This window comes from Microvirga medicaginis (assembly GCF_052658925.1).
Map to the genome: position 1 here is coordinate 1 of NZ_JBQWEL010000036.1, position 23785 is coordinate 23785.

The window sequence follows — 23785 nt, forward strand, 5'->3', positions numbered from 1 at the left end:
AAGCGGGTCTTCTCCAATAGGGAGCTCTCCGTCGCATCAGGAGACTAGCCGAATACATTCACTTGCCCTGGCCCGACTTCGCGAAGGATCAACAGACAGCCTTCTATCGTTGAGAGCGCCGTTGCTGTGAAGATGGAACTGGAAAGGGTGCCGGTGAAGCTCCAGCGGCCTCTCTACCTTCGGGTTCTACTGGGGAGTGCCGGCGAACCGATCCACCGGCAGGGGTTTTCTGCCGAGCAGACACTGTCGTTGCCATAAACCGCAGGATGGCGGCCCCTATGATGGCGAGGGCGCCTGCGAAGATTCCTCCGGATAGGGCGAGAAACGGCCCTGACGACCACAGGAGGGCCGCTGTGAGAATGCCTGAGCAGGTCGCGAGAACTCCGTAGAGAATGACCAATCTCACCACCTAAAATGCTGGTTGGATCAAACAGGTTGGGCAACGAAATCGGATTAGCATACCAGAAGCGCCGGGACTAGGCTGTGTGGACGGGCTGAGTCCCGAGCGAGCAGTCTCAAATCAGTTCTTGGATGATCCATAGCAGGTCTGGCTTGGAAAGTGGTGACCATGCTGACGCAGGGGTGGTCTAGGCTGACTGGGCGATAGCTCTGTAGGCAATTTCAGGCCGCCCGCTCATGCGCGGTGACGAGGGCCGGACTGACTGCAAGTTTTGTGGCTCAGTTCGCCCGATGGAACCCGGCTTGAAGGTGCCTCTGGCGCTGCACGAGGCCGGCGTGTTGGAGACCTCTTGGCCTTTGTCTAAGACGGGTACCTCGAAATATCAGAGATCACTGCTACACCTCTCAATTGGCTGCCACAGTAATAGATATAAAATCGGTATTGGATACTGGCTAACAGGCCGCTCGACGCGGCTCTTAGTGCAAAGGTAGTCAATCCGCAATGCTCTAGCCGGCTGGTGCATGAGTTCTGCGATCTGGGCTGGCGGAACCACGTAGAATAGTCAGTTTTTATGGCTCCCCTCGGGAGCAAGCACTTGTTGGGACGCGGAACTGGATGCCGATGATCACAAGCGGCTGTGATGAGGAGAACAAGAAGTTACAGACTTCCATGGATCCTGCACTTCAGTACCATTATGGGGAGTTGGCCATCGCACGGGACCCGGCTCACCCTAACCATGCCCTGCCGCTAATCCGAACTGACCACCGTCGCATCCTGGATATCGGGTGCGGCATGGGGCAGAGCCTTGTGGCTTTGCAATTATCGACGAGCGTCGAAGCATGGGGAGTCGATCGTGATGTCGCCGCTCTGACCGCAGGCTCCCGGATCGTCCCACACAATGTTCACTTATTGGCCGGTACGGGTGAGCATCTCCCGTTTCCTGATCAATCCTTCGATCTCGTATTCTCGCGCGTCGCATTGCCGTACATGGATATCTCGAAAGTGATTGCCGAGGCCGCCCGTGTCTTGCTGCCTGGAGGCGAGTTTTGGGCAATGCTGCATCCTCCGGGCATGCTGTTGCAGCGTATCGGTCAGGATCTCCGATCAGGACGCGTGAAGGACCTGGTTTTTTGCGGGTATATCGGTTTCAACAGTCTCCTGCTTCATATGATCAGACGGCAGGTCCGCGTCGGAGGAAGCTGCGAAACCGTGCAAACGCATTCGGGAATGCAGCGCCTATTGGCTGCGCGAGGGTTGCAGCCTTTCTCGGTCAGCCGAGCCCCTCATTTTATCGTCAGAGCGCACAAGGCATGACTTGGCGCGAACGCTTTCATACCCTCGACATTGCTCTTCGTGCCATTGTGAGGCGGGTCCATTCTCCATCTGGCCCGAGAACAAAGAGCCCGGTTCATCTGTTCCTCGCGATCACCGATCACTTCGAGCCGCATGTCCATCAGCCCGGACGGCACATTGCACGGCGGCGGCTTGAGCAATGGCTGCGAGAGTACCCGCTCATTGCGGCACGGCATCGGGATTACGACGGTTTCTCGCCGGCACACAGTTTCTTCTACCCATGGGACGAATACGATGAATGGGAATTCTCCCGCTTAGCGGAGCTCTGTGCCGCGGGATGGGGGGAAATCGAACTCCATCTCCATCATTGCGACGACACGGAAGCGACCCTTCGCCGGAAACTTCGCGAAGGAATCGAGACTTACCGGGCGCACGGCGCACTCTCGACATGGCCAAGCGGACGTCCGGCCTGGGGCTTTATCCATGGAAACTTCGCTCTCGCCAATTCCCGGTGCGAGGAAGGCACCAATTTTTGTGGCGTGAACAATGAGCTTGCCATTCTCGAGCAGGAAGGCTGCTACGCCGATTTCACCTTCCCTGCATGGAGGACGACGGCCCAGCCTCGGCAATTGAACAGCATCTACTATGCATCGGGTGATCCGGCATACCCCAAATGTTACGATAGAGGTGTCTCCGCGCAGCATATGTCTCCACATCCGTTAGGCGTCGTTCTGGTGGAGGGCCCCCTCGTGCCGCATTTGAAGCCGGCAAGGGGCGGCTTGTTCCGTCCAGCGATGGATGACGGGACACTAACCGCGAAGCTTTGCTATAGTGCTGAGCGCCTCGATCGCTGGGTTCAGGCGAGAGTTCATGTGCAAGGACGACCGGACTGGCTGTTCATCAAACTCTCATGCCATGGAGCGGAAGATGGTGATCGCGAAGCCTTGCTGAGCCGAGACCTTGAGGCTCTCTTCTCCGATGCCGAAGCGCGGTTCAACGATGGTGAGCAGTTCAGGCTCCACTACGTTACTGCCCGAGAGATGTATAACCTCATTGCAGCGGCAGAGGCTGGTCTGGATGGGGAACCTGGAGAGCTGCGGGATTGGATGATTCCGTCTCCTCATTCACCATCATGCCGAGGCCGTGAAGCGGATCGTGCAGGTTGAGTTCGACATCGTGCATCTTGATCGGCAACTGCTTGCGGGCTGTACGGGTAATAAACGCTGCTATCGATTTGAAAATGGATTGATGACGAGGATCCGTAGTGCTGGTCTCAGTCATAATACCGCTCTTTAATAAGGGCCCGCATATCGTCCGATGCCTCGTTTCGGTCGCGTCTCAAACGTTCAGCGACTTTGAGGTGATCGTTGTGGATGATGGTTCCACTGATACTGGAGCAGCGCAGGCGAAAAGCTTTCCTGATGATCGGGTCAGGGTCATCTCCCAGCCGAACAGAGGGCCGGGGCATGCAAGGAACCGCGGGGTCGATGCGGCTCGTGGAGAGCTGATTGCCTTCCTTGACGCGGATGATGAATGGCTTCCGTCATACCTCTCTGAGAGCGTTCGGCTACTCACCTCAAATCCTGAGGCGGCAACAGTCACTTCAGGTTATTTCGAGATGCCAAGCGGATTGTCCACCGAGAGCATGTGGCGTGACCGAGGGATCAAGTCGGGCATTCACCGTCTTGGATCTCGGACAAATCCTAAACTTGCAGTCCACATGTTAGCTTACATGTCACCCTGCACAACTGTCGTGCGCATCAATGCTTTTCGAAAGCATGGTGGCTTTTACGAGAATAATCGATGTCTATACGGAGAAGATGCCTTCTTATGGTTGAAAGTCCTGCTCAATGAGCCTGTACTCTTTAACTTGAAACCTGAAGTCATCATTCATAGAGACGCATCAGAATTGAGTAGTAATTTGACCGCTCTCCGGCCCGTTGAGCCTTTCCTGAGCGAGCCGGGAGAAATAGAAAGGTCATGTTCTGAGGAGCTCAAGCCCCTCATGCGCAAGATTCTAGCTATTCGTGCCTATAAAACTGCTTGCGTGATGGGGCTTGGGGGCAATTGGCGGTATGCTGCAGATCTCAGGCGTCGCTTCAGTTCGCCCATGATGCCCAGCCTTCCGTTTTTCTGGGCATCCTTGGCATGTGCAAGCCCATTCGGCGCGACGATTGGCAATGTTCTCAATCGGTTCAGATAATCTCCTATGCCTCACGAGACCTCACCTGCTGTCCACCGGATTGTCGGGCTCGCCTGATGTTGAACAGGGAAGAGGCCAGAGCAGGAGTGATACCAGAATGGGGATTTCATCGTCCTCGTGCTCTCCTTGAGCGGGAGAGCACGAGGCGAAAGTTGCCTTAGATGATCTGGAAGTCCCAGATGGTCAATGCAGCCTTGTTGGTGAATGTGGCCAGGTGCACGGCCGCCCCTGGGCCCGAGCCGTCCGCATCGTAGTAGAGATAGCCCTTGGCCTTGTCATAGATCAGATAATCGTTGGCGTCCTTGGCCCTGGTTCCCAGAGCCAGATATCCTGACTTCAGGGGGGCGGGCTGCGATGGCGAGCCGACATTTCCCAGCTTGGTGAACACCGCGTTGTCGAGCCAGATGGTATCGTCCGCCGGGTTGAAATCGACGATCTTGTCGAGGTTGGTCTGTGCGTTCGGCTTGGTGTGGAAGACGAATGCGTCCTTGCCGGTGCCCCCGGTAAGCACATCATTGCCAGTGCTGCCGTAGAGCTTGTCGTTGCCTCCATTGCCGTACAGCTTGTCGTTGCCCGCATTGCCGATGATCCTGTTGGCGCCCGTGTTGCCCTTGATCACGTTGGAGAGCGCGTTGCCCGTCAGGTAGATCGAGGCCGTGCCGGTGCCGGTGAGGTTCACCTCGTCTCCCGCTAGGATGTGGCTGAGGCTGGTGGTCACGTCGTGAGACTTTTCCGGGAGCGTAGACGGCTGGGATTGAGGAGTACTGACGGTCCCGTCGCCCAGGGTATAGGCGAGATACTTCAGCGAGTTCGTGTACTGCTCGTTGAACTGCTTCGAGCCCTCCAGCCAGGCTCCATTGACGCCGCCAGCGAACACCTTGTCGCCACGTGCCTTGTACGTCTGGTCGCCCGTCATCTTGTAGAGCCAGCCGAAGCCAGAGCTGATCAGGTTGTTGAGGTCAGGCGCGGGCTCGCGCACCTCCCCGAAGGAGTTGGCACTCTCGACATACATGAAGGATTGCGACGCCTCGTCCCAGCACGTCTTCCAGATGTAGTCGAGCGACTTCTTAACCGCTGTGAGGATACGCGGATCGGCCTCGTAGGTGGTGTAGTAGTCGATCAGAGTGTCGTTGAGCAGACCGACCATGAACGGCACGACACCGCCGGCGGCGAAGTGGTAGCCTCCATCCGCGCCCTGGGAGGACAGGATCTTGTTGAGCGAGGAGTGCAGCAGGCTGTCCCAATTGTTGCCATTGGAACTCGGGGCGTTGATCTTCTTGGCATACAGGAAGGACTCGAGCACACGCGCCTGCATGCGATTATCCATCTCCGCCTGCACATTGCCGAGACCGTCGAGATAATACTCGACGGCGAAGTTGTCGGCGACCTTGCCGACTGCTGTCCGGCTCGCTGTATCACCCGTAGCAAGGTAGTGCAGGGCCACGCCGGCAATCTGCGACCAATGCGCTGAGGGGGCGTAGTCGTTGGCCTTCAGATAGTTGTCACGATAGTTGACCGCGAGGGCATTCGCCTTTGTGAGATAAGAACTGTCGCCGGTCCGATTGTACCAGTTGTAGAAGATTTCAGCCCGGTCATAATAGTTCGCGTTTTCCCAAGACGAGCCTTCCTGGCTCCAGTGCTCGGCGGCGTATCGGGTGAAATTGGATTCGTATTTGCTATAGACGCTGCCCTGGGCCGCCACGGAGCTGACCGAGATCTTGGGCGCAAGAAGGGATGCAAACGTAGAAGAGATAGCCATTGGATCTGCCCCACCAATTTGGTTGTTCTTTGGTGCTTATAACGTTTTAATATTCCAAAAGGCGCGCTGCGCCCCGCTCAAGCCTGATTTGCTGGCGTCGACTACTCCTTTGCATGCGAAGATAAGATGGCGCTCTTCCTGGAAACTCTTGAAACAGTCAGAAGTAATCATGCGATGTCCCATGCAAAAAGCAGGGGTCGCCTGTGTGCAATCTATCGTCGCGGTAAGATCAACCGGGACCGGTTGATGTAAGATAAAATTACTGGTGCCTGACTTTCAGATCCGTTACTCGCTTTGTTCTGACCGACAGAACCCAGTTGGCTCGGACATTCAAGCTTAAGCTCATGAATCGGCTTTAAAGAAAGGAAATAAGGCAATATAGAGGCCAGCCCTGTAAAGATTGTCCTAAGCTCGACGATTGAAAACGATGGCTGGCCTGTTCCTCTCGCAGCCTGCCCTTGTTTTGTAAAGGAAGTTTGGCCTGCGCCCGCCTTGTTGTCGCAGGCCCGAGATGAATGCGCGGGAAAAGTTCCACATTTCTCCTAAAGCGCTGATGACTTTTTATTCCCGTTGACCGTGCAACAGGTGCGTCCTGATAATCCAAAGCGAGCGCTCAGGCCGGCTTACGGACCAGGAACGCGCCTCATACGAAGCGCGGGAGCCGTGAGCCGGGCGGGGCAACAAACAACCAAAACGGACAGTCAGACCATAATGCCGGATAATGAACGGGGCGCGCTGAAACTTTGAGGTTAGTCGAGTGCTTACGAAGTTCTCCGCAGATGTCAAAGATGAGTACACTGCCCCCGAGAGGGTCTGCCTAACAAAAGCCAATGCGGAAAAGATTCTTTGGGCTATTGCCTCAAGGCAATGGTACCGCAGTGTGAAGAGGGCGGTCGACATCGTATTTGTCCTGCTTGCGGGACCTGCAGTTCTCATCGTCATCGCTATCGCCGCTGTAGCGATCCTCTGTAGCATGGGCGGACCCGTCTTCTATGTCCAGGAACGGGTCGGATACAAAGGGCGTATCTTCAGGATCTGGAAGCTCAGAACAATGAAGCCGGCGCCCGAGAAGGTCGGGGTCGCAACCGCGATCAACGATTGTCGAATCACCCCGCTCGGACAGTTCCTGAGGAGCACCCATATTGATGAACTACCCCAGTTCTGGAACATCCTGCGCGGCGACATGACCCTGATCGGGCCCAGACCGGAGCAAGTCCCTCTGGTAGAGGTCTATCGCAACAGCCTTCCTTATTATGATCTCCGACATCTTGTGCGGCCGGGGCTCTCCGGCTGGGCTCAGGTCCGCTACGGCTACGCAGAGACGCTCCACGACACCCGACACAAACTGGAATACGACCTCTTCTATCTGCTCCACCACGGGCCTGTGCTGGATCTTTGGATTCTAGCGCTCACCTTCTCAGTCCTACGTGATCCAAAGATGGTCCGTTGATCAGGACGACCGCGCTCGCAGTTTTCCGGATCACGATGGCAGGGAGGAGCATGAGCCGGACACGTCATAGATCAATTGTGAATGTTGGGACGACGGCTGCCGTCGCCGTCCTCCGAGCCTGTGAGGGACTGATCACCGTCGCCTATCTGCTCAGGGTCTTGGGAACCGATACCTTCGGTATCTGGGCACTGATCTCGACCATGGCAGCCTATCTCCTGGTCCTCGACCTCGGCGTCGTCGGCGCCCTGGGCAGGCTCCTCGCCGGCCACCGAGGTGCCAGTGACATCGAAGGGTTCAACCGGACCCTGTCGACGGCACTCACGCTGCTCACCGGGGCCGGGGTCGTCACGCTGCTCGTTGCTTTTGCCATGGCCGAGATCTTCCCACTCGTCTTCCATGTGCCCGATCGCCAACTCGCCGACGTCCAGCTGGCCTTGCTGATCGCGGGCGCCTGGGCCGCTCTGTATTTCCCCACCTCGATCTTCGACGTCGTCCTGTGGAGCCACGAGCGCTTCGACCTCAGTAATCTCATCGAGATGCCGGTCATCGCGACACGCCTCAGCCTCATCCTCCTGCTGATCCACGAGGGCTCGCCTCTGTCGCATCTGGCGGGTATTGGCCTTGCGATGAATGTGGCGACGGTCGTCCTGACGGCGGCGTGCGCATGGCGGGTCGAGCCACGCCTGAGGCCTGTTCCCGGCGTTCTGAGCCGTGCTGCGCTCAGGGAGATTTATCCAATCGGCGTCTGGTTCTCCGCGCTTTCGGTGGCAAGATCCCTCACCCAGCAGGTCGGCCCGACCTTGGTAGGATACGGTCTTGGTAACCGGGCGGTGGCGACCTTTACCATTGCCCGGCAGCTCACAGCCTACTGCGCCACGGTGATGCTCTCTCTGACCCAGCTCGCGGCTCCGCGGGCGGCGGTTCTGTTCTTCGGCCGGCATGGAGACGAGCAGAAGATCCTCTTCGTCGTCGGCGGGCGCGCTGCGACGGCCCTGGCACTGTTCTTTGTCGGTGGCTTTCTGAGTCTGGGCGCCCAGTTCATCTCCATCTGGCAGGGGGGGCGACAGGATGCGTCTTTCATGCCTCTGGTGGTGCTTCTGCTGGGCGAGGCTTTCCCCATGGCCCAGGGGGTGACCTACAGCATCCTGACCGCGATGGGCCGACACCGGGCGCTGGCGCGGTTCGCCATGATGGAAGGTCTGTGCACACTCTGTGTCGCGGCCGCCGCGGTGAGGCCGTTCGGGATTCTGGGCGTGTGCTGCGCCATTGCTATCTCAGCGACCGTTTTCCGTGGCCTCTGCCCCTGGCTGCTTACCTGCAGGCTGCTGGATGTGACCCCATCGGCATATCTCCGCGATGCCGTTTTCCCGGTTGCCGCCGTCTGGGCCGCCGCGACCGTCGCGATCTGGCTGACGGCCGCCGAGTGGCCAGTCCGCGGATGGGGCTCCCTGATCGGGTACGGAGCGCTCTACGCAGCGCTCTATCTGCCTGCCGGCGCCTTCATCGTTTTGGGCCGCGAGGCTCTCGGCCCCGCAAGGAGCCTCATCCGCCGTCTGCGGATCACATAGCGGCCGACCGTCATTCCGCAGCCTCCAGATCTCCGTCAGCTCGGACGGCGCCCATACCGGAGGAACCCAGCCACTGGTCGAGGACCAGCAGCGCGTAAAGCCGCTCGCTGTGGTCGCGGGCCCCCGTCATATGCTCGGCGGCGAGCCTGCGGATGCCGTCAGGATCGAGCAGCCCGAGGCTGCCCAAACGCTCGCTATCAGCGAGCGCCTCGATGCGCGGGCGCAACGCGCCGCGGAACCACGGTGCCAAAGGAACGGAGAAGCCCCGCTTCGGCCGCTCCACGAGATCACGCGGGAGATATCGCAACAACAGGTCGCGTAGGATGCGCTTTCCGCCGCGCGCGTCGATGAGATACCTGTCCGGCAACGAGAGCCCGAACCGGACAACCTCGTGATCGAGGAGAGGAGCCCGGACCTCGAGCCCGTGCGCCATGGAGGCCACGTCGACCTTCGGCATCAGGTCGTCAGCCAGATAGGTCTCCATGTCCGCATAGCGCATCCTCCGCAGGGGGGATCCCCCGGCACGCTCGAAGGCGCGGCGGATCAGCCCCTCTCTGTCCCGCCGGCGGAACTCCCTGCGATAGAGGAAGGCTGCTTCCCCCGCCCCGAGGCAGCACCGCAGGGCGGCAAAACGCGCTCCGAAATCTTCTGCGGCCAGAAATCCGAGGCCACGCGCGAGGCGCCCCAATCGCCGCGGGCTCCCGAGCAGCCCTGCGGCGGTAGCGGCGGAGGCGGCAACGCGAACCGCCCCGCGCGGGATCCGATCCGCCAAGCCACCCAGCCGGGCCGCCGTCGCGTACCATTCGTAGCCTGCGAAGCCCTCGTCGCCACCATCCCCGCCGAGCGCCACGGTCACATGCCGGCGGGCCAGCCCGGCGAGGGCCCATAAGGGCAGGGCGGACGAACCTGCGTAGGGCTCTCCAAAATGGACCACGGCCTGTGGGATCAGCTCGATGAGTCCGCTCTCAAGGCGCAGAACGTGGTGGCGCGTGCCGAGACGGCGGGCCACTTCGGTAGCCTGCCCGCTCTCGTCATAGGCGCTTTCACCGAAGCCGATCGTGAACGTGTCTATGGGGTTCTCCCCACGCTTCGCCGCGATCGCAGTGACGAGGCTGGAATCAATGCCACCGCTGAGCAGAACGCCGAGCGGCACGTCACTGCGCAGGCGCATCGTCACCGCCGTCTCCAGAAGGCCCTCGAGCCGGTCGCAGGCCTCTCCATATGAGCCCTCGAATGGCTCGTTCTCGCGAGCCAAGTCCCAATACCGCTCGAAGGCGAGTCTTCCCCCATCCGAGACCGCCACGGTGGCGGCGGGCAGCTTGCGGATGCCGCGGTAGATCGTGAGAGGTGCAGGGATGTATCCAAGGGTGAGGTAACGGTCGAGGGCGTCGGGATCGATCATCCGAGCCCCGCCGATACCCTCTCGGAGCGCCCCCATCGACGAGGCGAAGTAAAGGACCCCCCGTTCCTCGGCGAAAAACAGGGGCTTCTTGCCGATCCGGTCGCGGGCGGCGATGAGCTCGCCCCTCTCGTCGTCCCAGGCGACGAAGGCGAACATGCCCCGGAGACGGTCGAGGCTCGCCGCGCCGTTACGGATGAGGAGCCGCTGGAGCACCTCGGTATCGGAGGCCGTACGAAAGACCTCGCCCTGCCGAGCGAGAGCGTCGCGGAGTTCGATGTAGTTGTAAATCTCGCCGTTAAACACGATAGCGCGGCGACCGGAGTTGTCGACCATGGGCTGGCCGCCCCCAGCGAGGTCGATCACGGAGAGCCGCCGGTGGGCAAGACAGGCCCGCCCTGACGGCGAAATCCAAATTCCCTCGCCGTCGGGCCCGCGGTGGGCAAGGAGCCTGGCCATCGCCTTGACTTTCTCCGGGTCCGGCCGCCTGTCCTCGGCGAGGGCGATCCCTCCTGCGATGCCGCACATGCTCAAGCCTCCCTTCGGATGAGGCCGGCGCTCTTCCCGGCGACCTGCCTGTAGAGCTTCTCATAGGCGCGCACCATGGCCGCGTGCCCGAACTCCTCAGAGATCCGCTCTCGCGCAGTTCGCGCCATCCGGGCCCGCCCGATTGGATCGGAGAGGAGGCGTTGGATGGCTTCCGCCATGGCGGCGGCGTCTCCCGACGGCACGAGAGTTCCGCAGCCGCCGTCGAGCAGTCGCGGCGTCCCGCCCACGGCCGTCGCTACCACAGGGGTCCCGCTCGCCATCGCCTCGAGAACACTGATCGATGTCCCCTCGGACACGGACGGAAGAACGAAGATGTCAAGGTCGCGGTAGGCGGTGGCCGTGTCGGCGAGCGTTCCGGCAAAAAGAACCTTTCCTTCAAGGCAGAGAGCCTCCGCCCGCTCCCGCAGGGCTTCGCGCAGCGGTCCATCGCCCACTAACGCAAGACGAGCATCGGGGATCTGACGGATCAGCAACGCCATCGCTTCGAGGAGAAGCACGTGATTCTTGATCGGGTCGAGCCGGGCCACGCAACCAATGAGAGGGGCGTCCGGCCCGATGCCGAGGGCCGCCCGCAGGATCCCTCTCGTTCCTCTCGGGGTGAAGCGGGTGGTATCGATGCCGTTGATGATCGTGACCACGCGTGAGGCCGGGATCCGCGCCTTGCGAACCAAATGCTCGCGCAAGGGGATCGATACCGCCACCACCATGTCGGTGCGCAGTCCGGCCCACCAGCGCAACGCGTCTCCGAACCACGGCTCATCGAGGCTGAAGCCGTGGGCCGTGTGCACGACCGCCGGTACACCCGCCGCCCGCGCAGCCAGGGCAGCCTTGGCCCAGACACCGTTCTGCGCATGGATCACGTCGGGCGCCCGCGCGGCGAAATGGCGACGAAGCCCCTGGTGCGGGCTCAGGATCGGGGCCGTGCCGGGGCATGGAACGAGTGCCACCGGGATTCCGGCACGCCGCAGTCCCTCCGCGAGTTCTCCCTCCCTCTGCAGGCACGTGACGCCCACCCGGTGCCCTCGCGCCGCCAGCGCCTGGGCGAGGGCAACCGTCATCGTTTCCATCCCGCCGGTCTCAAGGGAAGGCAGGACCATCTCCACCGCCAGGGGAGCGTCCACTGTCATGTTGTCGCCGCGACGGTCGCCCCGAGAGGAGCCCGGGTGAGCAGGTCGGGCCGCATCTCCCCATACAGGGACAGATGTGCGGCCACCCGGCGCTCCAACGAGAACCGGTCGATCGCCTTCGCCCTGGCAGCCGAGGCCTCCGGCGACCGCCCGCGAGCGAGAGCTGCCTCGATACCGCGGACCAGCGCGTCAACATCCCCAGGCCGGACGAGCTCGCCGGACACTGGGATGGCCAGCACCTCCGGCACAGACCCTGCCGCGGTGGCGACCACGGGGGCGTCCGCTCGCATCGCCTCAAGCAGGACGTTGGGCAGTCCCTCCCGCCCAGGCCTGGAAGGCAGGACGACCGCGTCGACTTGGGAATAAAGCGATGTCACGTTCTGAACCAAGCCGAGAAAGTGGACGCGGTCCTCGATCCCGAGGGCTGTCGTCTGCCGTTTGAGTGCGGCGAGCTCCTGTCCGTCGCCGGCCACGGCCAGAGAGACCGGCCGCCCAATGGCTGATAGGCGGGCGATGGCCTCAATAAGAAGGTCGAGCCCCTTCTCGGGGCTGAGCCGGGAGACTGCAGCAATGAGTGGCTGGCCCGGCTGACGGAGGTGCTCGAGTCGAACGGGCTCTCCGTCCGGAGGGATCGGAAAGGAGGCATTATGGATCAGCCTGACCCGCTCTGCGACATCCGCGAACGCGTGGCGGTTCTCTTCGGACAGAACAACGAGGCGGTCCGCCCGGCGCAGCAGCATTCTGTCGAGCCGGTTGTAAAGCCGCATTTTCCAGTTCTCGTCCGTAGCGCCGTGAAAGAAGGCGATCCACGGAACGCCCAGGCCCGCCAGCCGCAGCAGGAACATCAGGGTGGTCATGCGGTAGCCATGGCTCTGGACAATGTCTGGTTTCCATTCATCGAGGGCTTGCCGGAGGCGCCCGGGAAGAGCGGTGTCCAGGGGGCCTTCATCGGGGATGACCACATGGGGGACGCCTGCACGTTCGAGATAGGCGATGAATGGGGAGGCGGGGCGGCCCGAGCGCTGGAGCATGAAAACGCGGAGCTCGACTCCCTGCGCCTTCAGGGCCTGGGAGAGCGCAGAAATCTGGCGTCCCGGTCCCGAGACGATCCAGGTGTCCATGGCGGCGGCGACACGCAGGCGGGGCGCGTCCGTTCCATGCGGGGCAATGGTGGGAGAGGTCTCAATCGGCATCGTCTCTCTCCTCCCTGGCTGCCTTTCGGATGCATGTGGCGTGTTGCTCGCCAGCTCTCATGACCGTCGGCGCCAAACCCGCATGTTGATAGTGATAAGGATATTGAGGGGCTGCATCGGCAGGGGGCTTAAAGCCGACGCAGAATGCGTGCCGACACCCCGTCTGTGAACACGTTGGATGGAAGGTCTCCGATGATGCCACGGCCCGCACTTTCCAAGGTGCTGCACGTGATCCTGGCGGGAGGTTGCTTGCAGGCTTTGCCCTAACGTTCCAGTGCATGGCTGTTCAACATGTCACCGCATATGATGTTGCGCGCATTGTCTCGTCGCAAGGGATAGCGCTGGCAATTCCGAGGTATCTTGCAGTTGCCCCGGCAGAGCCTATGTGGCTGATCGATAGTTGGGGGAACGATGATCGCGCTGGTCTTCTGGACGTGCGTTGTCCTGGTCCTGTACCACCATGTCGGGTATCCCATCGCTGTCCGCGCGATCGCAGCGTGGTTCGGCCGAAAGTCGTCTGCCTCCGACGCCGAACTCGCTGTCCTGCCATCGGTCACGATCATCGTTCCGGCACATAACGAAGAGGCTGTGATCGCCGCCAAGATACGCAATTTGGCGGCGCTCGAGTATCCGCGCGACAGCCTGAGCGTCGTGCTGGCGCTGGACGGTTGTATCGATGGTACCTCAGCGATTGCGCGGGATCTGCTGGGAGAGAGCGGCGGCCTGGATCTGAGGATTGTCGAGTACCCGTCCAACATCGGCAAGATCGCTGTGCTCAATGACCAGATCGGCAGGGCTCATTCTGACGTCGTCGCCCTCAGCGATACCTCCTCGCTTCTCGAGCCGCAGGCGCTTCTCCAGGCGGTTCGCCATTTCGGATGTCCCTCCGTCGGCGTCGTCTGCCCGACCTACGCGCTCATCCGTCCGGGAAGCGAAGGGGAGCGTGCATATTGGAATTATCAGACCCGCGTAAAGATCGCCGAAGGCGCGGTCGGTGCTCCCATGGGCGCGCACGGGGCCTTCTACATCTTCCGGCGGAACCTGTGGAAGCCCTTGGAGCCGGACACGATCAACGACGATTTCATCCTGCCGATGAGAATCGTGGAGCGGGGATACGATGCGGTCTACGATCCAGAGATCGTCGCGACGGAACTCGAAACCAGCACTGCGCGTCAGAATTTCCGGCGCCGCATCCGGATCGGTGCAGGAAATCTCCAGCAGGTCCTGCGCGTCGCCGGTCTTGCCGACCTACGGCGTCCTGGCGTTGCGTTCGTCTTTCTCTCCGGGAAGGCTCTGCGTGCCTTCATGCCCATTCTCCTGCTGATCGCTGCGGTCTCCCTTCCGGTTCTCGCCGTGCGGGAAGGAGGCTTTTACCTCTATGCGTTCGCAGGAGAGGCCCTCGTCGGCTTGGCCGTCATTGCCGATCATTTAGGAGTACCCAGAGTGATTCCTCGCCCGGCTCGGTGGGCGGCCTATTTCGTTCAGGGGCACGCAGCAGGGTTCATCGGAGCCTTGATCCTGCTCGGCGGTTTGCAGGGACACGCATGGAAGTTCTCCGCCGCAGCCAAGGCGAAGACTTGAATGGCTCGGACCTTTCCCGTCCCTGACGATGAGAGTCTTCTAACGCTACGTAACATGAGTGACCGCATGCGCAGCCTGTCTCTTCTCGCTGTCCTGGTCTGCCTCTCCGCCCCGGGGTTTGCGCAATCTCCGCCAGTGCCTCCTCCGATGCCTGGCCAAGGTGAGATCGATGTCGCCAATGCCGAAAGACTCGCGCTGAGATTTCCGGGCAACCAAGAGATGACCGGCGACTATCGAATCGGGGCGGACGGCACGATATCGATCCCCCTTCTGGGGCGCATTCCGGTGGGAGGAATGTCGACGGCGCAACTTGAGGAGGCCCTCGCCAGACGCCTGGAGCAGATGACGGGACGGCCCAATTCCGTCACCGTCGAGGTCGCCGCCTACAAACCTCTGTTCGTGACCGGGTTCGTGACCAGATCGGGGGCTGTCCCTTGGCATCCCGGCATGACGGTGCTCCAGGCGGTCGCCCTGTCGGGTGGGCTGTTCCGCCCTGCCGGGCCGAACGTTGGAGGTCCAGCGGCCGGCGAGGCCGAGATGGCCCGATACCGGCGTGCTACGGAGGACCGGAAGCGAGCTCTCGCGGCTCTCGCTCGGTTGCAGGCGGAGCGCGAGGACTCGACGGAGATCCAGGTCCCGCCGGCCCTCGTCACCATCGCAGGGCAGAAGGAAGCCGAGGAGTTGATTGCAGCCCAGAGAACCCTGCTGCTCAGTCGGCAGAGATCGTTCTGGAATCAGCTGGCATCGCTCAAGCGCGGCATGGGGCTCGCTGCGCAGGAACTCGATGGCTTGCGTGAGCAGGGTAAGCGGATCGCGGAGCAGCTGCAGATGCAGCGCGATGCGCGCCAGCGGCTCGGCGAATTGCAGCAGAAAGGGATCGTGGTCGCGCAGCGCACCTTCGAGGAGGACATGAAGGTGTCCGAACTGGAGGAGAAGACAGCGAACGTGGCTGTCGCTACCGCACGAGTGCAGGCTACGGTCGCGGCCATGCAGCGGGACACGGTGTTGCTCACGGAGGAGCGCAAGGCCTCTATCGAGACGGAGATCGACCGCCTTCAGAAAGAGGTCGCCCAGCTGGCGGACGAGGCGGCTTCGGCGCGCCAAGCATACAACGCCATCGTGGGCGCCTCTATGGCGGCGGAGCGAGGCGACAGAACCGAGATCATCTATTCGGTGGTGCGCGGTAACCAAACAGGGGAGACGACGGTGAAGGCCGATCAATCGACTCCCTTGAAGCCGGGAGACGTGTTGATCGTATCCCAGGACCTTAGGACTGGTGAGTAACGGAGGGTGTGTCCCTCCGCCAGGACAGAACATGGACGATTCCAGCATCAGAGCCGCCGAACAGACCACCCTCGCGCTACGACGGACCAAGGCGCGCACGATCGCTTTCGCGGCCCCCGTGCCCGAATCCGGTGTCAGTGCTTTCGCCGCTCTTGCAGCGGGCGTTCTGGCGCGATCAGGCCAGCCGACGCTCCTGATCGATATTTCCAGAACGGCGCAGGATCCTGCCAGCGAGGAGGTCTGGATCCCGGGGCGGGGAGAAGCGAAGATCAGGGCCGCCCGGACGCCAGCCGACGTCGCCCAGCTCACAGTGCAGGCCGGGCCGGAAGTGCAGTTCCTGTTCGACAATGTCGGGTGGTTCCGAGACGTGCTCGACAATGACCTGTCGTCTTACGACTACATCGTCCTGGACCTCGCACCTCTCTTCGACAGACCGGCGGATACCGTGAATCCGTTTGCCGCGGCGGCAGCCTGTGACGCCTTGATTCTGGTTTGCCAGCGAGGGGGAGTCACGAAAGAGAGGCTCAGAAGCGCAGTCGATATGGCCCGCGCGACGGGATGTAGGCCTTTCGGCATCGTGATGACCCAGGGCGGGTACACCTCTGTCGGGGAGGAGATCGCCCGCAGCGCACAAAAGCTGTTCTTTTTCGCTCCCTGGCTCGCCAAGCGGATCGGCCGGAAGGTGAGGGCGAGCGAGATCCTGGGCTAATCCCGACCCCTTCAGGGCGAACAACAGAATTGATCCTTAGGAAGTACGCTCCGCTACTGAATTGCCGACCAGTTACCATCTCATGGTCCATGAATTGTAGGATTCTTAGAGACGTCTTCCGGAGCAGGTCTATATCCGTTCCAAGGGCAGCCGGGACAGGTGGCAGAGACACCGCCCTCAACCGCGGGAAAACTGCAGTCTGGAATGCACGTTCGGGATCTCAGGCTGAGAGGAACCTCACGAGATGTCAGGCCGCGCCGCTGTTTGAGCGCTCTGGGACTGAAGCTGCATTGGAGGTTTGCGGATCATGCGTCAAAGCGTCGATATCAAGCGAGTCCTCGAGCAAAATCGCCGGTACCACGACGAGGCCGAGGCCGACGTCTATGACAATCGGATGGGTGTCATCCACGATCCCTTCACCGTTAGGCAGATGATCGAGGAACTCGAACGGGTGTTGGGCCGTCCTCTCCCAACTGGCTGCACGGTCGTCGACGTCGGCGCCGGAACCGGTAATGTCGCGGTCAAACTCGCCATGAGCGGGCGGTTTGATCGCGTCATCGCGGTCGATATCAGCGTGGGCATGCTCGCTCGGGCGCGGGCGAGCGCTCAGGCTGCAGGCTGCAGTATTGAAACCGTTCAGACCGACATGATGCGCCTGCCTTTCGAGGATGAGACGATTGATCTCGTGGTCGGATGCGCTGTGCTTCATCACTTGCCCGATCCCTTGGCCTTCATGGCTGAGGTGCGGCGCGTTCTGAAGCTGGGCGGCTCCTGTATCTTCATTGGCGAGCCTTCCAAGTGGGGCAAACGCATGATCGAAACGCTCAAGCTGCCGCTGGTCGTCGCAAACCGGGTTTACAAGCTCGTAAGTGGACGACCTGGCGTTTCGTGGGAGCACGACAACATTGACGTCCATACCTTCTCCATCAGCGATCTCAGGCGCGTGACAGCCGGCTACGAGAATGTGCGTCTGGTGCCTGAAGGTTTTCTGGAGACCGTGCTCGACCAGTCGTTCTTCACTGCAATCCGCTACATGCAGGGAAACGCGCCAGGTGTTGTCCCTGTGGTAACGGCAATTCGCCGAACCTGTCGCTCCCTCGACCGGTCCTTGCTCAACCGCATCGTTCCGAGGAATCTGCGCACAGACATGAAGTTCTCTGCGATGAAACCCGCACGGACAGGGACGGCTTCAGTCGCTTGAAGTTCAGGCCATAGAGCATCCGTCCAATACATGAGGCCAAGCTTCTTGAGCCGAGAGGGCGCGTAGAAAAATCCGTGCCGTCGAGTCTGCGAGAGGATCTTAACGCTTTCCGTCCCCCTGTTTGCGGAAGGCAGCGTATTTGTAGGATGTGGTATAGGCCTGGTTGAATTGTTTGCTGCCGTCAAGCCATGCTCCCTTTACGGCTCCCGCAAGGACCGCATCGCCTCTGTCGCGATAGGTCGTGTCGCCGGTCTGTCGATAGAGCCAGCCAAAGCCGCTCAGAATCAGGTTGTTTAGGTCCGGTGCGGGCCCTGTGTTGTTGTCCTCGTTGTCTTCGCATGGCCCTTCGAGATAGACGAAGGCCTGCGCCTTCGCGTCCCAGTTCCTGCTCCAAAGATAGTCCAAGGATCGCTTCACGGCCGGAAGGATGCCGGGATCCGCTTCGAATTGTTCGTGGTACTGGATCAATGCATCGTTCAAGAGGCCTACCATGAAGGGCAGGTTGTACCCACATTGTATCTGCCGGAAACGGTAGGCCCCGTCAGGTGATTGGCTGGCGAGAATTCTCCCCAATGCCACCCGCAGCAGGTTCGCCCAGTCGTTGCCGCCGGGAATCCCCCAATCCGTGCCGTCCGGCTGCCTGTCTGGAATACCGAGGCTCGGGGCGCCGATCTGCCAAGCGAGCAGGAGGGCCTCAAGGGTGCGGGCCTGAATGCGGTTGTCCATTTCGCCTTTGAGGTCCGCAAGCGCTGCTATGTTGTCGGGAAGGGAGAAGAGATCGGCTGCGCGGCCAACCGCCTCGCCACTCAAAACATCGCCGGCAACGAGGCAGTGCAAGGCTAGGCCTGCCATCTGCGACCAATGGGCACTCGGCCGGAAACCGTTCGCCTCGATGTAGCTGCGCCTGTAGTCGATGGCGATCTCGTTGGCACGTTTCAGGAAAGTATCGTTCCCCGTCCGTGCCCACCAGACATAGAAGATCTTCGCCCTGTCGTAATAATTCGCGGCTTTCCAGTCAGGCCCGTCGGCCCGCCAGTGACGTTCTGCAAAGGTGCGGAAATCCTTCTCGTACCTCTCGAAGGCTGCGCCCTGAGCCGCAGCCTCCTGGACTGGCAGGGCGGGACCGACGAGACGAAGGACGATCTCCCGCAGTTCGGCGGCCTGTCGGGAGGATGTCCCGCCTTGGGCGACTGGAGCGCATCCCCCGGGACTGACAGGGCTCCTGGTTTCGGTTGCGGATGTTCCAGTTGTCCTGCACCCCAGGGCTGCAACGATCAGGATTGCGATCCTAATGCTGCGTCTGCCTACTATTACGGGTATTATGGATCGAGAAATAAAGCGAATAATCGCCTCAATCTTGGCGTCGAAATCGTTCCCCTTATATGCCATCAGGAAGCCATCCAGCCAGAAAGCGATTGATGCTGTGTGGAATTACCTTGAATTCCTCCGCGGCAAGTCAAGCACATCATCGCCTGCCGTGAGGCAGGAATGTCGATAGCCGTCTACCGTTGGCAGGTGCCTGCCGCTTTCCTGGCCTGCACGGCTGCGTCCCTGCCGTGGCTTGTGACGTCGTCTCCGCTGGCGCCTCTGGCGGTAGCCGGAGGCGTCGTAGCCCTGCTGATCGCCATTCATCAGCCTCTTCTGGTCTGTATCGGGTTTGTGGCCTTTTCTCTTTTCCGCCTCCACGAGGCCTATCCATTTCTGATGCCGCTGCAGTTGCCGCTCGGCTTGGCAATCCTCACGGTCTTCGCCCTGGCCTGTAACGCCCTTGCAGGCCGCATCGAAGCCGCGTGGCCTACGGAGATCCGGCTCTTCTTGGCTTTCTTCGTTTTTGTGACCGTCGGAAGTGTCTTCGCCCTGAGTCCCGGTCTCTCCTTCAAGTTCTGGAATGAAACTTATTTCAAGATCGGGCTCATGACACTGGCCTTGGCCTGGCTTCCAAGGACGAATGAAGACTTCCATCTCGTCGCTCGCGTCATTGCCATCAGCGGGCTGCTCGTGGCCGCCGTCGCGATCAGCAACAAGCTCAACGGAATCAATCTCGTCGAGGGCACCCGCGTCACCATTGGCCTTCAGACGACGTCGATCCTGTCCGACCCGAATGATCTTGCCTTCTTGCTGCTGACGACGCTGAGCTTCTCGATCGCTCTTTTGACAGGCAGGACCGGTTGGGCAAACAGGATCATTGGCGCTGCCTGTGTACCGGCCGTCCTGGTCGCCATCGTCTACACGCAGAGCCGGGGAGCGGTCCTTGGGGTTCTCACCGTCTTCGCAGTCTATGGACTGCTCTTCGTACGCTCGAAAACGGTTCTCATTGTTGCCTGCGTCGTCGGGGCCATGGCCCTTTATTTCGCCATGGGGATCTCCGAGCGCATGTCGAGGGTGGCCCCCGCCGAAGGATTCGACGCCTCGGCCGCAGATCGACTGGAATTCTGGATCACCGCCTTAAAGGCAGCCGCCTTGCGCCCGTTGACCGGGGTCGGTCTCGCGAACTTTTCGTGGTTCAACTACATCCAGACCGGACAGGACATGACCACCCACAACACATGGCTGCAGGTTCTCGCCGAAACCGGTATTCCCGGGCTGGCCCTGTTTGTACTCATGGTGGCCCGCGCGTTTCGCACCAGCCTGCGGGCGCACCGCATTCTAAGTGCGGCAGAAATCCGCTCTCCTGTGCAGCCGGTGGCGTATGGTCTGGTCGCCGCCATCGCCGGCTTCTGCACGGCAGGCTTCTTCCTATCGCAGGGATTCACTTGGTCGATCTACATCATGGTCGCCCTCGCTGCTGCGGTCGGACGTTACGTCGACGAGAATACCCGGATGACGGCACAGATGGAGGCGCCGCATCTTAGCGCCACGATTCACGACATGGCTCCATACCGAGGATGACTGAATGCATTTCGGAACGAAGGTCCAAGTTGGAAGATTCGACGGGAATGTAACGGGCCTTGCCGGACCGTCCGTGACGGCGAACACCCCGAAGCACGTAACGCGCATCGTCCGTGACTTCGTGCAGGGAGCGTGGCGTCGCCGCCTCCTGATCGTGCTGCCCATCCTTCTGATGCTGCCCATCAGCATCACCGCGGCGATCGTCCTGCCCAAAGCCTACACGGCGCGCGCGCTTATGCAGCTACAGGAAGCCGGACGCGACAATCCGTTCTCGCGGGAAGGGGATCCTGCCAGCAGCATCTACCGTGTCCAGGAGCGTTTCGAGGGGTTGCGGACGCTCTTCATGAGCGAGAGCGTTCTTGGCAAAGCCCTTGGCCGGGAGGTCGACAGACTTCCGCCCGCGGAGCGGGAGGCGAAGATCGGGGAACTGCGCCAGGCACTGTCCCTCGACCTCATTGGAGGCGATTTTATCGAGGTGAGACTGGCCGGGGCAAAACCCGAAGGCCTCGGTAAGAGGCTGGAGGCAGCGATGGCGAGCTTCCTGGAGGCGCTCGTTCCCGAACAGGGCGGTGCGACGGCCGCGCAACTCATGGTGAATGCCCGCCGTCAGGAGCTGGATGCGCTCATGCGAACCAGGGAGGAGGTTCAGCGCGAGCTTGCGGCGCTTCTTCCCAATGGCTCCGAGGACGCCGCGCGGCGGCTCGCTCTCCTTGAGGCGAACCGGCGTGGTCATGGGGACGCACTGGCGCAGACGGAGGCCGAGATCGCACGCCTGCGCGGTGCTCTCGGCAATCCGAGTGATGAGCAGCTGGCAAAGGACATGTCGGCGCCGCCTGCCGGCACCGATCAGCAGGCAAATGAACGGGCGCGGAACCTGTCCGCTCTCAAGTCGCTTTTCTCCCTCCGGGAGGGCCTTGCTACGCAGACACAGGATCGCAGGGCCGACGCGGCGGCGGTGAACGGGAGCATGGTTCGTTTCCGGGAGGTCCAGGACCGTCTCGCCGCGTTGGACAGGGAGATTGCGGCTGCGCGGGAAAGTTATGAGAGTTATCAGCAACGCTTCTCGGGGGCCAATTCCGTGCGGAGCGTCGGCATCCTCAAGGCTCCCGAGCTGATCCGGATCGTTGATCCCCCGCGCGATCCGACGTCGGCCAGCCGCTCGCGCTTCACGTACTTCTTCTCAGGCATCACCGCCGGTGGCCTTCTCGGCCTAGGGCTCGCGTTTATAGCGGAACGACTCGACCAGCGCATCCGGCATCCGGATGAGGCTTCGGAAGCCGCAAGCCTTCCCGTTTTGGCTGTCGTACGCGACCAGAATGATCACAAGAACCATGGCAGGGGCACCCATGTTGGAGATGGCAAGCCGCCAGGCCTCTCCACCGCCACAAGCTGAATGCGACGTACTTGTTTGCCAAGACGGATCATCAGGGGCTCGTGTCCCGGCTGTCGGGTGAACTCGAATGCAGATTGTCCATGTCAAGTGGCCATGATGTGCATCGCCTGAGTGGCGATGGATCAGCCTCCCGCGAGATGCCAGCTGGTTTTGCTGTTCTGCCCCAGCGCTGGATTGTGGAGCGCAATTCGCCCACCACGGAGACGTGAAGCTATTTCGCCATGAGCCGTCTCGTGATCAATAGATTGGCTCATGCAGCCACTTGATTTCCCAGATGCTCTCTAGCGCTCCTTGCTAGGATACTGTTGGCGAGCGAAGCTGACATACCATTCCAGGGCAGCGTCGAGGCCTTGGCGCACATTGAACTGAGGGGCATACCCAAGGAGCTCGCGGGCCTTGCTGATATCAGCCTGGGAGTGAAGGACGTCTCCCGTTCTGAACTCGCGATAGAGGGGCGTCTTTTGCTTGACTGACACTTGGCGGATTTCAAGAAGCTCTCGAATGAGCTCATACAGTTCATTCAATGTTGTCTTATCGCCGACAGCGACATTGTAAACTTGATTGACAGCATTCTCTGCTTCGGTTGTCGCAGCGAGAATATTAGCTTGTACGACGTTCTCTATATAGCAGAAATCGCGGCTTGTAGAACCGTCGCCATTAATAAAAACTTCGGATCCACTCATCATTGCTGCAATCCATTTTGGAATTACAGCCGCGTAAGCGCATTCTGGATCTTGACGCTTTCCGAACACATTAAAATATCTGAGGCCAATGCAACTCATTCCGTATGTTCTTGCGAACACATCGGCATAAAGTTCATTGGCATATTTTGTGATCGCATACGGGGATAAGGGCTTACCTATGACATCTTCGACTTTTGGAAGGCCGGGATGATCACCATAGGTTGAGCTACTGGCGGCATATACGAAGCGCCTGACATTGGCGTCTCGTGCTGCAACGAGCATGTTGAGAAAGCCGTCAATATTGTTTGCGGTTGTAAAGAGCGGATCCTCAATTGACCTCGGAACGCTGCCAATAGCAGCTTGGTGAAGGACATAGTCTACTGCCGAATGGGCATCATCTTGGGCACCCTTTGTGCTGCCCGCATGTATTGCGTGCCGGCAAATCTCTAGATCTCGAATATCGCCCTCGATAAAATGAAATCTGCTCCAACATTCCGGCGAAGCAGAAGTACGTATCTCTTCCAGGTTACGCCGATGGCCAGTCGCAAAGTTATCGAGGCCGACGACGTGCTGTCCTAAATTCAGGAGCGCTTCTAAGAGATTGCTGCCAATGAAGCCGGCGACGCCGGTAACGAGCCATCGCTTGGGAGATCTCACCAGACTATCGCGCTGTATCTGATATGTGTCCGTAAAATGAATGTTCATTCTTGGCGCTCTGCTATATGGCTGAACTACTGGATTTGGGTCTGCTTACTCCATGAGTCAGAAGAGTCGCTTTCAGGCCTTAATGACCCGATCACTCACGATGCCGACCTTCGCGAAGACATTGCGAGTATCGACGACGAGACGAGATTCGACGGCCACCATGCGGTAATCGATCTGATCATGATCGGTCGCGATCAGAACGGCGTCATAGTCGCTCAGGCTCTTCGGCGTCAGAGCGACGGAGCGCCGCCCCACTAAGGGTGCGTGCTTGTGTGTTGGCCGCAGTTCCGGAACATGTGGATCATGATAATCCACCCGCGCCCCACGGGACTCGATCAGCTCGATGAGCTTCAGGGACGGGCTTCCGCGAATGTCGTCCACGTTCTTCTTGTAGGCCAC

The 23785-nt window shown here is 60.5% G+C and carries 18 protein-coding genes; 10 read left to right on the forward strand and 8 right to left on the reverse strand.

What is annotated here, in order from left to right; translation table 11 throughout:
- Positions 1-1015: 1015 nt before the first annotated feature.
- Complete coding sequence (locus ACUXUR_RS25740) at positions 1016-1714, forward strand: class I SAM-dependent methyltransferase (protein WP_445505199.1); 699 nt, start codon at positions 1016-1018, stop codon at positions 1712-1714.
- A gap of 1029 nt (positions 1715-2743) precedes the next feature.
- Here ACUXUR_RS25740 and ACUXUR_RS25745 read toward each other — a convergent pair.
- Positions 2744-2974: a hypothetical protein gene (locus ACUXUR_RS25745; protein WP_445505200.1), complete on the reverse strand. Its 231-nt coding sequence runs from the start codon at positions 2972-2974 to the stop codon at positions 2744-2746.
- On the opposite strand from ACUXUR_RS25745, the gene ACUXUR_RS25750 reads away from it, so the two are divergent.
- Positions 2958-3896 (forward strand): glycosyltransferase family 2 protein, encoded by a 939-nt coding sequence (locus ACUXUR_RS25750; protein WP_445505201.1) that lies wholly within the window; start codon positions 2958-2960, stop codon positions 3894-3896. The genes ACUXUR_RS25745 and ACUXUR_RS25750 overlap by 17 nt on opposite strands.
- A gap of 157 nt (positions 3897-4053) precedes the next feature.
- On the opposite strand, the gene ACUXUR_RS25755 is transcribed toward ACUXUR_RS25750, so the two are convergent.
- Positions 4054-5655, reverse strand: coding sequence for a calcium-binding protein (locus ACUXUR_RS25755; protein ID WP_445505202.1), 1602 nt, complete (start codon positions 5653-5655; stop codon positions 4054-4056).
- Between the two features lie 757 nt (positions 5656-6412).
- Here ACUXUR_RS25755 and ACUXUR_RS25760 point away from each other — a divergent pair.
- Both ACUXUR_RS25760 and ACUXUR_RS25765 read left to right on the forward strand, forming a co-directional pair.
- Entirely contained in the window at positions 6413-7105 is a 693-nt protein-coding gene (locus ACUXUR_RS25760) for a sugar transferase (RefSeq protein ID WP_445505203.1), read from the forward strand.
- A gap of 50 nt (positions 7106-7155) precedes the next feature.
- The gene (locus tag ACUXUR_RS25765) at positions 7156-8673 is read left to right on the forward strand and encodes a lipopolysaccharide biosynthesis protein (RefSeq protein WP_445505204.1); all 1518 of its coding nucleotides are present in this window, start codon (positions 7156-7158) and stop codon (positions 8671-8673) included.
- 10 nt (positions 8674-8683) lie between these two features.
- Here ACUXUR_RS25765 and asnB read toward each other — a convergent pair whose 3' ends face one another.
- From asnB to ACUXUR_RS25780, 3 genes are read right to left on the reverse strand one after another with little or no spacing between them, the layout of a single operon-like run.
- Entirely contained in the window at positions 8684-10600 is a 1917-nt protein-coding gene (gene asnB / locus ACUXUR_RS25770) for an asparagine synthase (glutamine-hydrolyzing) (RefSeq protein ID WP_445505205.1), read from the reverse strand.
- 2 nt (positions 10601-10602) lie between these two features.
- On the reverse strand, positions 10603-11748 hold the full coding sequence (locus ACUXUR_RS25775; RefSeq protein WP_445505206.1) for a glycosyltransferase: 1146 nt from the start codon (positions 11746-11748) through the stop codon (positions 10603-10605).
- Positions 11745-12941 carry a glycosyltransferase gene (locus tag ACUXUR_RS25780; protein WP_445505207.1) on the reverse strand — a complete coding sequence of 399 codons (1197 nt, stop codon included), beginning with the start codon at positions 12939-12941 and terminating at the stop codon, positions 11745-11747. The genes ACUXUR_RS25775 and ACUXUR_RS25780 overlap by 4 nt, the downstream gene beginning before the upstream one ends.
- A gap of 411 nt (positions 12942-13352) precedes the next feature.
- On the opposite strand from ACUXUR_RS25780, the gene ACUXUR_RS25785 reads away from it, so the two are divergent.
- From ACUXUR_RS25785 to ACUXUR_RS25800, 4 genes are all read left to right on the forward strand, one after another.
- On the forward strand, positions 13353-14522 hold the full coding sequence (locus tag ACUXUR_RS25785) for a glycosyltransferase family 2 protein (RefSeq protein ID WP_445505208.1): 1170 nt from the start codon (positions 13353-13355) through the stop codon (positions 14520-14522).
- Between the two features lie 66 nt (positions 14523-14588).
- The gene (locus ACUXUR_RS25790) at positions 14589-15806 is read left to right on the forward strand and encodes a polysaccharide biosynthesis/export family protein (protein ID WP_445505209.1); all 1218 of its coding nucleotides are present in this window, start codon (positions 14589-14591) and stop codon (positions 15804-15806) included.
- A gap of 31 nt (positions 15807-15837) precedes the next feature.
- On the forward strand, positions 15838-16515 hold the full coding sequence (locus tag ACUXUR_RS25795; RefSeq protein WP_445505210.1) for a P-loop NTPase family protein: 678 nt from the start codon (positions 15838-15840) through the stop codon (positions 16513-16515).
- Positions 16516-16822: 307 nt separating this feature from the next.
- A complete protein-coding gene (locus ACUXUR_RS25800) occupies positions 16823-17716 on the forward strand; it encodes a class I SAM-dependent methyltransferase (RefSeq protein WP_445505211.1) in 894 nt (297 codons plus the stop codon).
- Between the two features lie 99 nt (positions 17717-17815).
- Here the strand turns inward: ACUXUR_RS25800 and ACUXUR_RS25805 are convergent, their stop codons facing one another.
- Entirely contained in the window at positions 17816-19105 is a 1290-nt protein-coding gene (locus ACUXUR_RS25805; protein ID WP_445505212.1) for a hypothetical protein, read from the reverse strand.
- Positions 19106-19204: 99 nt separating this feature from the next.
- Between ACUXUR_RS25805 and ACUXUR_RS25810 the strand changes: the two genes are divergently transcribed.
- Positions 19205-20605, forward strand: a complete 1401-nt coding sequence (locus ACUXUR_RS25810) for an O-antigen ligase family protein (protein ID WP_445505213.1) — start codon at positions 19205-19207, stop codon at positions 20603-20605.
- A 4-nt stretch (positions 20606-20609) separates the two neighbouring features.
- A complete protein-coding gene (locus ACUXUR_RS25815; protein WP_445505214.1) occupies positions 20610-21998 on the forward strand; it encodes a GumC domain-containing protein in 1389 nt (462 codons plus the stop codon).
- 281 nt (positions 21999-22279) lie between these two features.
- On the opposite strand, the gene ACUXUR_RS25820 is transcribed toward ACUXUR_RS25815, so the two are convergent.
- Entirely contained in the window at positions 22280-23386 is a 1107-nt protein-coding gene (locus ACUXUR_RS25820; protein ID WP_445505215.1) for an NAD-dependent epimerase/dehydratase family protein, read from the reverse strand.
- A 72-nt stretch (positions 23387-23458) separates the two neighbouring features.
- The coding region (locus ACUXUR_RS25825) for a UDP binding domain-containing protein (protein WP_445505216.1) at positions 23459-23785 on the reverse strand (327 nt) is incomplete at its 5' end.